The sequence below is a fragment of the Microbacterium sp. 16-032 genome (genome assembly GCF_041079455.1).
Lineage (GTDB): Bacteria > Actinomycetota > Actinomycetes > Actinomycetales > Microbacteriaceae > Microbacterium > Microbacterium testaceum_A.
The window spans coordinates 173,928-187,121 of the sequence record NZ_JBFYGQ010000005.1 but is presented as its reverse complement, the minus strand read 5'-3'; the positions used below and the strand labels follow the sequence as shown (position 1 = coordinate 187,121).

The 13,194-nt window shown below is 71.4% G+C and carries 9 protein-coding genes; 1 reads left to right on the top strand and 8 read right to left on the bottom strand.

Annotated elements, in window-relative coordinates; genetic code table 11:
• Positions 1–151: 151 nt before the first annotated feature.
• The 4 genes from AB6V31_RS12110 to AB6V31_RS12095 form a co-directional block, all read right to left on the bottom strand.
• Entirely contained in the window at positions 152–1,195 is a 1,044-nt protein-coding gene (locus AB6V31_RS12110) for an ATP-dependent DNA ligase (protein ID WP_369365930.1), read from the bottom strand.
• A 5-nt stretch (positions 1,196–1,200) separates the two neighbouring features.
• Positions 1,201–2,373 (bottom strand): AI-2E family transporter, encoded by a 1,173-nt coding sequence (locus AB6V31_RS12105; RefSeq protein ID WP_056226570.1) that lies wholly within the window; start codon positions 2,371–2,373, stop codon positions 1,201–1,203.
• Between the two features lie 204 nt (positions 2,374–2,577).
• Positions 2,578–3,819 (bottom strand): acyl-CoA dehydrogenase family protein, encoded by a 1,242-nt coding sequence (locus AB6V31_RS12100; RefSeq protein ID WP_369365928.1) that lies wholly within the window; start codon positions 3,817–3,819, stop codon positions 2,578–2,580.
• 187 nt (positions 3,820–4,006) lie between these two features.
• Positions 4,007–4,675, bottom strand: a complete 669-nt coding sequence (locus tag AB6V31_RS12095; RefSeq protein WP_056226574.1) for a TetR/AcrR family transcriptional regulator — start codon at positions 4,673–4,675, stop codon at positions 4,007–4,009.
• Positions 4,676–4,840: 165 nt separating this feature from the next.
• Here AB6V31_RS12095 and AB6V31_RS12090 point away from each other — a divergent pair, with 165 nt between their 5' ends.
• Positions 4,841–6,322, top strand: coding sequence for an FAD-dependent oxidoreductase (locus tag AB6V31_RS12090; RefSeq protein ID WP_369365926.1), 1,482 nt, complete (start codon positions 4,841–4,843; stop codon positions 6,320–6,322).
• Positions 6,323–6,425: 103 nt separating this feature from the next.
• On the opposite strand, the gene AB6V31_RS12085 is transcribed toward AB6V31_RS12090, so the two are convergent.
• From AB6V31_RS12085 to AB6V31_RS12070, 4 genes are all read right to left on the bottom strand, one after another.
• Positions 6,426–7,058 (bottom strand): LysE family translocator, encoded by a 633-nt coding sequence (locus tag AB6V31_RS12085; RefSeq protein ID WP_369365924.1) that lies wholly within the window; start codon positions 7,056–7,058, stop codon positions 6,426–6,428.
• Positions 7,059–7,582: 524 nt separating this feature from the next.
• The gene (locus AB6V31_RS12080) at positions 7,583–9,148 is read right to left on the bottom strand and encodes an FAD-dependent oxidoreductase (protein WP_369365922.1); all 1,566 of its coding nucleotides are present in this window, start codon (positions 9,146–9,148) and stop codon (positions 7,583–7,585) included.
• Positions 9,141–11,414 (bottom strand): molybdopterin oxidoreductase family protein, encoded by a 2,274-nt coding sequence (locus AB6V31_RS12075; RefSeq protein WP_369365921.1) that lies wholly within the window; start codon positions 11,412–11,414, stop codon positions 9,141–9,143. The genes AB6V31_RS12080 and AB6V31_RS12075 overlap by 8 nt, the downstream gene beginning before the upstream one ends.
• A gap of 4 nt (positions 11,415–11,418) precedes the next feature.
• Positions 11,419–12,798: an MFS transporter gene (locus AB6V31_RS12070; RefSeq protein WP_369365919.1), complete on the bottom strand. Its 1,380-nt coding sequence runs from the start codon at positions 12,796–12,798 to the stop codon at positions 11,419–11,421.
• Between the last annotated feature and the right edge of the window lie 396 nt (positions 12,799–13,194).

The following is a 13,194-nucleotide window of genomic DNA, read 5'->3' as shown; positions in this document are numbered from 1 at the left end:
GGAACAGGACACTGCCGTGAGAGCAGGACGGTTGCGCCGCCGGTTTCGGCCTGTTCCGGTGGCATCCCCTGTTCTCGTGACCCGCGCGGACAGACCACAGCCGAGGGATGCCGTACCCCGACCGCACCGCCAGCTCGACGAGCAGCCGGTCTCAGTCGAGCACGTCGCCCAGGTCGTACGAGGTGACGGTCTCGAGCTGCGCGAAGGTGCAGGAGCGCGCGTCACGGTCGGGGCGCCAGCGGTCGAACTGCACGGTGTGCCGGAAGCGCATGCCCTCGAGCTGGTCGTAACGCACCTCGAGCACGAGCTCGGGGCGCAGCCGCACGAACGACACGTCCTTCGACGCCGAGAAGCGCGAGCGGTCGGTCTCGCCGACCACCGCCTCGCCGTCGGCGTCGCGCTCGACCAGAGGCGCGAGTTCGTCGATCAGTTCTTTGCGCCGCTTGTCGGTCCACGCCGAGACGCCGCCGACGCCGTGCAGACGGCCTTCGTCGTCGTAGAGGCCGACGAGTAGTGAACCCACGCCCTCGCCCGACTTGTGGATGCGGTACCCGAGGGCGACCACGTCGGCGGTGCGGGCGTGCTTGATCTTGAACATCGTTCGCTTGTTTGGCGCGTACGGCTGGGCGAGGGGCTTGGCGATCACGCCGTCGAGACCCGCGCCCTCGAACTCCGCGAGCCAGCGGCGGGCAAGGTCGGGGTCGTCGGTGGTTCGCGTGACGTGCACGGGATGCGGCACGGCACCCAACAGGTCTTCGAGCTGCGCCCGCCGCTCGGAGAACGGCTCGTCCTGCAGGTCGCGGTCGCCGCGGGCGAGCAGGTCGAACGCGATGAACATGGCGGGGGTCTCTTCGGCGAGCATGTTCACTCGCGAGGCCGCGGGGTGGATACGCTGCGACAGGGCCTCCCAGTCGAGGCGCTGCTCGCCCTCGGCGCCACGGGCCACGACGACCTCGCCGTCGATCAGGCACGGCTCAGGCAGCATCTCGGCGAACGCCGCGACGAGCTCGGGGAAGTACCGGGTCAGCGGCTTGGCACCGCGGCTGCCGATCTCGACGTCGGTGCCGTCCCACGAGATGAGGGCGCGAAAGCCGTCCCACTTGGGCTCGTAGCTGAAGCCGCCCTCGACCTTCGCGTGCTCGGGCACCTCGGGAACGGACTTCGCCAGCATCGGCGCCGGGATGTCGTATGGCACGCGCGTCAGCTCTCGTTACCCGACAGGGGGACGGGATCTTTACGCTTCTTGCGGCGCGCCCACTCGGCCGGCTTGTCGGGGCCGTTCCAGACGGTGATGATGCCCCACACCACGGCGGTCAGCGGCACGGCCAGCAGTGTGCCGAGGATGCCGCCGATCGCGGTACCACCGGCCAACACGACGAGCACGACGAACGAGTGCAGCTTCATCGAGCGACCCATGAGCACCGGCTGGAGGAAGTTGCCCTCGAGCTGGTTCACGAGCACGACGATTCCGACGACGATGAGGGCCACGATCGGACCGTTGGTGACCAGCGCGACGAGCGCGGCCAGGATGCCGGCGGTGACCGCACCCACGATCGGGATGAACGCGAGCAGGAAGACGAGCACGGCCAGCGGCAGCGCGAGCGGCACCTGCAGGATCGCGAGGCCGATGCCGATGCCGATCGCATCGACGGCGGCGACGGACGCCGTGCCGCGCACGTACGAGCCGAGGACGGTAACCGTCTTGTCGCCGATGCGACGGGCCCGCTCGTAGTCGCTGCCGTGGAACGGACGCAGGACGAACTCCCACATGCGGGGGCCGTCTTTGAGGAAGAAGAAGAGGATGACGACCATCAGCACGAAGCCCGTCACGAACGAGGCGATCGCACTCACGCCGGCGAGTGCACCGGTGCCGAAGGACGAGCTCGTGACGAAGCCCTGAATGCCCTGGATCGCCTGGTTGACCTGGTCTTGAGAGATCGCGAAGGGCAGCGTGTGGTACCAGTCCTGGGCCTGCTCGAAGCCCTGAACAGCCTGCGAGCTGAGGTAGTCCCACTGGTTGATGACGGCGTTGGCGACCAGCCAACCGAGCGCGGCGAGCACGACGACAACGGCGAGCAGAGTGAGCAGCGTCGCGATGACCGAGGGCACGCCCTTGCGGCGCATCCACATCGTGACCGGGCCGAAGGCGGAGGCGAAGATGAGCGCGAGTACCAGCGGGATGATGACGAGCGTCACCTGCTGGATGCCCCAGATGATCCCCGCGACGAGCACCACGACGACGATGATCTGCACGGCCCGCACCGCGAGCCGGCCGAACCCGTCGGCCCAGAGGCTCTTCGGCGGAGTCTGGACGGCCTGCGCGACGGAGTTGACGGCGTCGCGCGGCGCGGGGTGACGAGAGAACAGGCCCATGCTCACAAGGTAGCGGGGGCCTCCGACATGGGTGCGGAGGTTGCGCGCCATCCCGGGGGCGGATAGGGCGACGAATGCCGGGATCCCCGGCGTTCCGCGGGCCGCAGGCCCGCGCGGGCCCGCTCAGTCCGGCCACGGCATCCGGGACCGAACGCGCGCGACGTCATTGAGTGGAGTCGGCCGCCGGTCACCCGGCATCCGGGATCAGACGAACGCGCTCATGCCCGTGATGTCGCGGCCGAGCAGCAGCGCCTGGACGCTCTCGGTGCCCTCGTAGGTGTGGATCGCCTCGATGTCGGCCATGTGCTGCATCACGCCGTTCTCGAGCAGGATGCCGTTACCGCCCAGAAGGTCGCGGGCGATCGCGGCGACCCGGCGCGCGGCGCGGGTGTTGTGGTACTTCGCCAGCGACGCCTGAGTGGGGCGCAGGCCGCCCGACGACTCGAGGTCGGCGAGACGACGGCAGTACAGCTGCATCGCGGTGAGCTCGTCGAGCATCTGCGCGAGGCGTTCCTGCACCATCTGGAACTTCGCGAGGGGCTTCCCGAACTGCATGCGCTCGGTGGCATATGTCCGCGCGATCTCGTAGCAGGCGGTCGCGTGGCCGAGCGCCGACCAGGCCACACCCGAGCGCGTGGCGAAGAGTACGACCGACGCGTCCTTGAAGGTGTGGGTGCCGGGCAGCACGGCATCCGCGCGAAGACGCACGCCGTCCATCGCGATGTGAGCCTGGTGGATGCCGCGCAGCGACACCTTTCCGGTGATGACGGTGCCCGTGTAGCCGGGGGTGTCCTGCTCGACGAGGAAGCACCGCACGTTGCCGTGGTCGTCGCCTCCTTCGTTCTCGACGCGGGCCCACACGAAGGTGATGCCGCCCGAGGCGCCGTTGCCGATCCACTTCTTCGTGCCGCTGAGCGACCAGCCGTCGTCAGTGCGCGTCGCGGTGGTCTCGAGCGAGACGGAGTCGGAGCCGTGGTCGGGCTCGGTCAGCGCGAAGGCGCCCAGCACGGTTCCGTCGGCGAGGGGCTTCAGCCAGCGCTGCTGCTGCTCGGCCGAGCCGTAGAACGCGAGCGTCCGCAGCGCGAGTCCGCCCTGCACGGCGAGGGCGGTGGCGAGGGAGCCGTCGTGGCGCGAGATCTCCATGTTGACCAGGCCCGCGGCCAGGGGTGAGGTGTACGGCAGCTCGTCGTGCTCGATGCCATCGGTGAACAGCTCGAGCTCGCCCATGCGCTTCACGAGGTCGATCGGGTAGCTCGCGGCATCCCATTCGCCCTGCATGCGCGTGCCGACCTCGTCGGCGAAGGCCTTGGCGGTGTCCCACACGGCGCGGTCGGCGTCGGGGATGTCGGCGAACACCGCGTAGTAGTCGGTGTCGCGGCGACCGAGCAGGTCGTAGTGGGCGACGCGCTCACCGGGGAGCGTGCGGGCATCGGCGTCGATGGTCATGGGTTCCAGTATCGCGCATGTTGGTACTCGGTGTCACGGTTCTGGTAGCTCATCGCACGATGAGTATCCAGAACACGCGGACGATTTTCGGAAGTGTCCGGGCGTCTTGGACACTCAACGGTCAGGCGGGGCGGCCGAGCGGGCGGCCGCACCCCCGCGCTCAGTCCCCGAGCGCCGCGCCCCGAGCTCAGTCCCCGAGCGCCCCGCGCAGCCGCCGCGTGACCTCCGCCGCGGGCATGCGCCGCGGGAACGCGGCGACGATCAGGTCGTCTCCGGCCGCATCGTCCCCGTCGGGGTGCACGCCGTAGCGGCGCAGCACGTCGTCGAGGGCGCGACGAAGAATGGATGCCGGCACCCGCGCACCCCGCATCAGCCGCCGCAGCACGTGGTTGTGCACCGCCGTGACCGAGGCCGCGAAGCCGACGGCATCCAGGGGGTCGAGTCCGGGGAGCGCCTCGCGCAGGTACTCGTCGAAGAGGCGTTCGTAGCGGAACACCGTGACGATCTCGCGGTCGCGCAGGCCCGGGATCTGCCGCACGATCGCGTAGCGGCGCCGGGCCACCTCGGGGTCGGCGGCGAAGTGCCGGAACACCCGCACCGATGCCTCACACACCGCCGCCCACGGGTCGTCGTGCGGCTGCGCGAGGTACGCGCGCGTCTCGGTGAGCAGCACCTCGTGGTCGGCGAAGACGACGTCTTCTTTCCCGCCGAACTGCCGGAAGAACGTCGACCGCGACACTCCCGCCGCTTGCGCGATCTGCTCGACGGAGGTCTGGTCGTAGCCGTGCTCGACGAACAGGTCGATCGCGGCGGACACGACGGCCGTCCGGCTCGAGGGGGCGGCGCTGTCGGTCACGCCCCGAGCCTATCCGCGGCCCGCCTTCGCGCGCGTGAGAGGTCGAGAAGTGTCGCCGAGAGCATTTCCAGGCGACCGTGGTCGACCCCTCATGCGGGAGTAGACGATCCGGGCGATGGAGGCAACCGGATGCCGAGACCCCCGCGCCCGCGATGGGATGAACGCATGACCTCCTCCCTGTGGCACCGCGACCAGACGTCCCTCGACGGGACGCCGTTCGAACCCGATGCGCGGCACGACGTGGTCGTCGTCGGGGCGGGGATCACCGGCCTCTCGACCGCGGTGATGCTCGCCGAAGCGGGAGTCGACGTCGCCCTGGTCGACGCCGGCGAGGTGGGCCAGGGGGCGACCGGGGCGTCGGTGGGGATGGCATCCCTTCTGCAGGGGACGACCCTCGCGGCGCTTCGCGCGCATCACCCGGCCGGACTCGTGAAGGCCTACGTCGACGCGAATCGCGCGGGGCAGGAGTGGCTCTCCGAGCGCGCCGGTGCCGCCGCCGACCGGCGCACCGCCTTCACGTTCGGGCGGGGCATCGCGACCGATTCGGCGATCGACGCGGTGCGCGACGCCGCGCGCGAGGCGGGGCTTTCCGTCCGCGAAGACGCGCCCTCCGATCTCGGCGGTCGCACGCCCGTGCGGGCCCTCGCCCTCGACGATCAGCTCGCCCTCGACCCCGCGGCGCTCTCGCGCACGCTCGCCGAAGCGGCCCTCGCGGCCGGGTCGACGCTGCACACGGGCGTCCGCGTGACCGACGTGCACGCCCTCCCCACCGGTCGCGTCGACACCGATCACGGCACGATCTTCGGCGACACCATCGTTCTCGCCACCGGCACACCCATCGCGCGCCGCGGCCTCTACGATCTCAAGACGCGCGCGCTGCGTTCGTGGGCGATCGCGTTCGAGATGGAGGGGGATGCCGAGGCCCCCGGCGGCATGTGGAGCGAGGTCGGCGCCGACGGCCGCAGCGTCGTCGCGGCACCGTCCTCGTTCGGACGCGGGGTTCTGCTGGTGACCGGGGCACGGCATCCGGTCGGCTCCGCCCCCTCGGAAGTCGCTCTCGCCGAAGGCCTCGCCGCCTGGGCCCGTCGCACGCTGCCGGTCGGCGCCGAGATCGCCCGCTGGTCGGGCCAGGACTACCAGTCGCACAACCTCGTACCCTTCGTCGGAGGGATGCCGAGGGGCCTCGGGCGCCTCCGCTTCGCCACCGGATACGCGGGGTGGGGGCTGACCAACGGCCCCGCCGCCGCGATGCGGTTGACCGACGAGATCCGCGGGGTCTCTCGCAGCGACCGCCCGCAGTGGATGCGCACGATCGGCACCCGCATGACCGTGCCCGCCGACCTCGGCCGGGGGATCGGCGAGGCGGGCCGGCGCGTCGGCGTGGCCGCGGGGGCGTTCGCTGCGGCGGCTCCGGCGCCGGTGAAGCGGCCGGCCGAGGGCGCCGGTCTGGTGTCGCGGCAGGGGCTCCGGACTGCGGCGGTCTCGACGATCGAGGGCCACACGCGCGCGGTGGTCGCCCCGGCCCCGCTCACCTGGAACGACGCGGAACGCTCCTGGGACAGCCCCGTCGACGGCTCGCGCTACGCGCCGGACGGCACGCGGCTCGAGGGCGCGGCATCCGCCGATCTGGGTGTGCGCGGGCGCTGAGGACGCGGCGGTCGCGACGCGGCGCTGAGACTGCATCTCGCTGACACATTCGCTGCAGGATGATGCTGAGTTGTCAGCGAAGTGCAGTTTCGAGGGCCTGGCGTCAGCTCTTCGCGCCGGTCAGCGCCAGCGCCCCGCCCAGGCCGATCATCATGAACCCGCCCGTGCCCGAGAGGGCCGACAGGCGCTTCGGCGACCCCGCGAACCACATGCGCGCGGTGCCGGCGGCGAGGGCCCAGGTGGAATCGCAGACCACCGCCAGCACCTGGAAGATCAGGCCCAGCGCGAGCAGCTGCAGCCACACGGCTCCCGCGTGCGGGTCGACGAACTGCGGCAGCACGGCGACGAAGAACGCGATCGTCTTGGGGTTGGTGACCCCGACGACGAAGCCCTGACGCAGGAGGGTCCAGCGCGACTTCGGGCTCGGCGCGGGGCCGGCGACGTGATCGCGGCGGTGACGGATCGCCTGGATGCCGAGCCACACCAGGTACGCCGCCCCGACGATCTTGAGCACGGTGAACGCCACGATCGACGAGGCCACGATCGCCCCGATGCCGAACGCCGTCGCGAGGATCGCGGGGATGTTGCCGATCGCGTTGCCGAGCACGCTGAGGAGTCCCGCGCGGCGGCCGAGTGCGATGGAGCGCCCGATCACGAACAGCACGCCGGGACCCGGGATGACGATGAGCACGAACGACGCCGCGACGAACGCCAGCAGGTTCTCGATCGGAGGCATGCGTGAACTGTACTGCCGTCGCGTTTCGGGGCGGTATCGCGCGTGGCGGGCGGTCATGAGGAGGTTCCGGATGCCGCGACCCCGCTGCTGCGGCGGTTGAGTTGCCGCGAATGGTCGGTGTGGGGTGCGCGGGCAGCCATGTGGGGCACGTGAGGCGGACAACGGGCGGGCTGCGGCGGTTGAGTTGCCGCGAATGGTGGGTGTGGGGTGCGCAGGTAGCCACGTGGGGCAAGTGAGGCGACCGTTGGGCGGACCGCGGTGGTTGAGTTGCCGCGACTTGTGGGTGTGGGGTGCGCGGGCAGCAGCATGGGGCACGTGAGGCGGGCGTTGAGCGGGCTGCGGCGATTGAGTTGCCGCGAATGGTGGGTGTGGGGTGCGCAGGTAGCCACGTGGGGCAAGTGAGGCGACCGTTGGGCGGGCTGCGGCGGTTGGCTTGCCGCGAATGGTGGGTGTGGGGTGCGCGGGCAGCCATGTGGGGCACGTGAGGCGGATAACGGGCGGGCTGCGGCGGATGAGCTGCGTCCTCACGCCGGAACGGCCTCGCGCGCGAGCAGCTCGGTGATGCGCCCCACGCAGCCGCCGCAGCCGGTACCGGCGCGGGTCGCGGACTTCACGCACGCGACCGTCGGCTCGCCCGCGGTCACCGCCTCGCGGATCGCCCCCGCGCTCACCCCGTTGCACCAGCACACGGTGGCATCGGCGGCGAAGGGATCGCCGACGGCGGGCATTCCAGCGTCCGCGGCGTCGAGGCGCAGCAGCGACGAGCGGTCGGCGGGCAGCTCCGACCCCCGCTCGAAGAGCACCGTGAGCTCGGCTCCGGTCCGCGGCATGCCGACCGCGACGAAGCCGGTCAGCACGCCCTCGACGGTGACGAGTTTCACGTAGGCGCCGCGCGCGGGGTCGGCCCAGAGCGTGACCTGGGGGCCGTGGCATCCGGGAGCGTGTGAGAACGGATCGGCGTCGACCGCGCCTCCGGCGACCACGTCGATGCCCTCGGCCTTGAGCATCACCACGCCGGGGCGTTCGACGGCGGCGGGTCCCTCGATCCCCGACGACAGCAGAGCCGCGAGGCGGTCGGCCTGCCGCCAGCCGGGACCGACGAGTCCGCTCGGGCCGCCGGGCACACGGCCGTCGGGCTCGGCATCGGCGGGATCGGCGACGTGCGCGCAGTCGCCGATGGCGAAGACGTTCGGGTCGGTCCACGAGCGCGAGGCCCCGTCGACCAGCACGCCGGCCGAGGTGGCGAGGCCGGAGAGCGACGCGAGCTCGGTCCGCGCTCCGACGCCGCACGACAGCACCAGCAGGTCGCCCGCGAGCACCTTGCCGTCAGCGCAGACGAGTCCGTCGAACCAGGCCTGCCCGTGGTCGTCGTAGCGCTGCACGATGCTCTCGGCGCGCGCGTGGTGCATCATCTCGACGCCCACGGCGCTCGCCGCGGCGGCGAGCACGCGTCCGCCGTTCTCATCGAGCGTTCGGTTCATGGGGGCGGCGGAGTGGTACGCGACGACCACCTCGGCGCCCGCTTCGGCGGCGGCGAGGGCGAGTTCCATGCCGAGCACCCCCGCGCCGAGCACGACGATGCGCTGACCCGCCGAGACCGCCGCGCGCACGTGCTCGGCGTCGGCGAGATCGCGCAACGCCACGACGCCGCGGGGGAGCGGCGCGGTTCCCTGATCCAGTGCGGAGGGGTCGGCCGGCCGCGCGGAGCGGTGCCGCTGCGCCCGCTCGAGTCCGGCGAGCGTGGGCACGTTCGCCCGCGCACCGGTGGCGAGCACGAGTCGGTCGTAGGGAATCCGGATGCCACCGTGCAGGCGCACCACCCGCAGGTCGCGGTCGACGCCGACCACCGTCGTCCCGAGCGCGAATCGCACGCCCGCGTCTTCGGCGACGCGGCGGTCGCTCATGTCGAGCCCGTCGCGATCGGTGCGGCCGACGGCGTACTCGGCGAGCAGCACGCGGTTGTAGACGTCGTGCGGTTCGGCGCCGACGACGGCGAGCTCGATCCGCCCCTCGCGCACCGCGGGCAGGAGCCCCTCGACCAGCCGCGCCCCGACGGGGCCGTAGCCCACCAGCACCACACGCTCAGACATGGGTCTCCTCCTCGGTACGCGACGACGCAGTGCTCGACGACGCAGCGCTCGACGACGCGGTGCTCGTCGACGGTCCGCTCGGCGACGCCGCGCTCGCCAACGACGCGCCCGGCGCCGCACCACCCGTAACCTCGACGAGCGCGGGCGCGACCCCCGGGTGCTCCGCCACGACGACCGGCGCGGCCGCAACGGGAGGAGTCGCCGGGGTCACGGCATCCGGAATTGCCTCCACCCGAACCCGCGTGCGCTTGAACTCGGGCATGGCCGAGGTCGGGTCGACGATGGCCTCGGTCAGGCGGTTGGCGCACTCGTCGTCCGGGTAGTGGAAGGGCAGGAACACCGTGTCTAGGCGGATGTCGGTGGTCACGCTCGCCCGCGCGCGCACAGTGCCACGGTCGTTCGAGACGGCGACGAGGATTCCGTCGCGGATGCCGAGCCGCGACGCCGTCGCCGGATGGATCTCGAGCCGCGCCTCGGGGCGGGCGTTGTGGAGCTCGGTCACGCGGCGGGTCTGGGTTCCCGACTGGTACTGCTGCAGGTAGCGGCCGGTGGTGAGGGTGAGGTCGGCGCCGCGGTCGGTCGGGCTCGGGGGAGTCGCCTCGACGGGGACGAGCCGCGCGCGGCCGTCGGCGTGGGCGAAACGCTCCGCGAACGGACGCGGTGTGCCCGACGAGCGGTAGGGCCAGTACGCCTCGACGCCGGTGTCGAGCAGCGCGTGCGAGAGGCCGGAGTAATCGGCGACGCCGCCCTCGGATGCGCGGGCGAGCTCGTCGAAGACCTCGGCCGGATCGATCGACCACGTGGATGCCGCGCCCAGACGCCGCGCGATCTCGGCCATGATCCACAGCTCGCTCCGGGCGCCCTGGGGGCCGGGCAGCGCGCGGCGGCGGCGGATCACTCGGCCTTCGAGCGAGGTCATCGTGCCCTCCTCTTCGGCCCACTGCAGCACCGGCAGCACGATGTCGGCGAGCTCGGCGGTCTCGGAGAGGAAGAAGTCGCAGACGACCAGAGTGTCGAGGCTGTTGAGCCGCGCGCGCACGGCGTCGACGTCGGGTGCCGAGACGACGACGTTCGAGCCCGCGACCAGCAGCGTCTTGACCGGCCCGCCGAGTTCGCCGAGCAGGGCGGTGGCCGGGATGCCGGCATCCGGGATCTCGTCGGGATCGACGCCCCACACCCCGGCGACGTGCCGGCGGGCGTCGGGGTCGCGGATGGAGCGGTATCCGGGGAGCTGGTCGGCCTTCTGGCCGTGCTCGCGTCCGCCCTGTCCGTTGCCTTGGCCGGTGAGCGTGCCGTAGCCCGAGCCCTCGCGGCCGACGAGGCCGAGCACGAGGGCGAGGTTGATCGCGGCGGTCGCGGTGGCGGTGCCGTCGACGTGTTGTTCGACTCCGCGTCCGGTGAGGATGAACGCGCGTCCCGCGGCGAGGCGACGCGCGGCGGCGCGGAGGTCGGCGACGGGAACTCCGGTGGTGGATGCCGTCCGCTCGGGCCACCAGGGCGCGACGCTGCGGCGCAGGGCATCGAACCCGCTCGTGCGCTCGTCTATATAGACGCGGTCGGCGAGTCCCTCGGCGATCGCGATGTGCGTGAGGCCGAGCAGGAGCGGGAGGTCGCTTCCGGGAGCCGCCTGCAGGTGCGTGCCGGCGCCGTCTTCGGTGAGGCGCGCGGTGGCGGAGCGGCGCGGGTCGACGACGATGAGCCCGCCCGCGGCTCGTGCCCCGGCGAGGTGGGCGAGGAAGGGCGGCATGGTCGCGGCGACGTTCGAGCCGAGCAGCAGGATCGTCGAGGCGTCGTCGAGGTCGGTGACCGGGAACGGCAGGCCGCGGTCCATTCCGAAAGCGCGGTTGGATGCCGCTGCCGCCGACGACATGCAGAAGCGGCCGTTGTAGTCGATGCGCGAGGTGCCGAGGGCGACGCGGGCGAACTTGCCGAGTTGGTAGGCCTTCTCGTTGGTGAGTCCGCCGCCGCCGAAGATCGCGTTCGCGTCGGGACCGTGCGTGGCCTTCGTCTCGCGGAAGGCTCGGGCCACGGCATCCAGTGCCTCCTCCCAGGTGGTCTCGGCGAGGGTGCCGTCGGCTTGGCGGAGCAGCGGCATACGGAGTCTCTGGGGAGACGCGAGGAGCTCCGCCGACGTCCAGCCCTTCGCGCAGAGTCCTCCCCGGTTGGTGGGGAAGTCGCGGCCGGTGACCGTCGTTTCACCCTGGTGGGTGACGGTCATCGCGCACTGCAGCGCGCAGTAGGGGCAGTGGGTGTCGGCGGAGCTCATGGCGTCAGATCCGGGTGCCGGTCTTCTTGGACATCCGCAGGTACACGCCCGCGGTGAGGGCGAGGAAGATCACGTACGCCGCGACGAAGCTGCCGAGGGCGGGCACGTACGAGCCGAACGTGGTCTTCGAGAAGCCGAGCACCTGCGGGATGAAGAAACCGCCGTACGCGCCGATCGCCGAGATGAGGCCGAGGGCCGCCGCCGCCTTGCGCTGCGCGCCGATGCCGCCGTTGGAACGGAGGGCGAAGATCGTCGGGATCATGCGGTAGGTCGAGCCGTTACCGATGCCCGCCGCCGCGAACAGCACCAGGAAGCAGAGCAAGAAGATCGCGAAGTTCTGCAGCGGCAGGGTGAGGATCACGCTCAGGATGCCGAGACCCATCACCGTGAACGCGCCGATCGTGATGACCGTGCCGCCGAAGCGGTCGGCGAGCTTGCCGCCGTAGGGGCGGGCGAGCGAGCCGACGAGGGCGCCGAGGAAGGCGAGGGTGACGGTCGCCGTGCCGATCGTGAAGCCGGTGAAGTCGGGGAAGGTGTCGGCGAGCAGCTTCGGGAAGACGCCCGCGAAGCCGATGAACGAGCCGAAGGTGCCGATGTAGAGGACGGCGAGGATCCACAGGTGCGGCTCTTTCAGAGCGGCGAGGGATGCCGCGATGTCGGCCTTGGCTGCGGAGAGGTTGTCCATGCGGAAATACGCGCCGACCATCGCGACGAGGATCAGCGGCACCCAGATGAGACCCGCGAGGGGCAGGTTGAGGGTCGCGGCAGCGCCGACCGTGATGACGATGGGCACGACGAACTGGGCGACCGAGGCGCCGAGATTGCCGCCGGCGGCGTTGAGTCCGAGCGCCCAGCCCTTCTGCGCGGCCGGGTAGAAGAAGGTGATGTTCGACATCGAGCTGGCGAAGTTGCCGCCGCCGAAGCCGGCGAGGGCTGCGATGAGCAGCAGGACGCCGAAGGGGGTCGCGGGGTTGCTGACCGCGATCGCGAGTCCGATGCTCGGGATGAGCAGGAGGCCGGCCGAGACGATCGTCCAGTTGCGGCCGCCGAAGCGCGGAACCATGAACGTGTAGGGGATGCGCAGCGTCGCGCCGACGAGGCTCGGCATGGAGATGAGCCAGAAGATCTCACCCGTCGAGAGCTGGAAGCCCGCCGCCGGCAGCGAGACGACGACGACCGACCACAGCTGCCAGACGACGAAGCCGAGGAACTCGGCGAAGATCGACCACCGCAGGTTCCGGGCGGCGATGGCCTTGCCCTCGGCGTTCCACTGCGCGTTGTCTTCGGGATTCCAGTTGTCGATCCAGCGGCCGGGGCGGTGCTTCAGGGTGCTGTCCGCTGCGGGCGCAAGGGCGGTTTCGGGGCGCGGGTCGGTGACGGTCACGGAGTCCTCCGGTGGGCGATGCGGGGAGGTGCAGCGCCCCGCATGGGCGGGACGTGCCGCCAGCGTAGGGAGGAGGGGTTTCCCGGGACCGCGTTGGCGGGGGCGGGGAGGTAACGAGTGGCTCACCGGGGGTGGGGGTGGGGGAGAGGGGGAGTTTACTTGGGCGTTACATGGCGCGAGTGAGGCGATGTTGCGTAGTTTCTCGGCGTACCCCGGTCGTAAGTGAGCCTGAGTGTAGGCGCGGCTCTCTGGATGCATGTAAGCGTCGCGCGCGCGAGGCCACCAGTGCTGCGCAGGGCCGCTGGCCCCGCGTACAAACAGTGCTCTTACTCCGTTGAGTCGCCGCTGGCCTGAGCGTGTGACAAGCGGGTTGGTGTCACAGGCCGGACGGGAAGG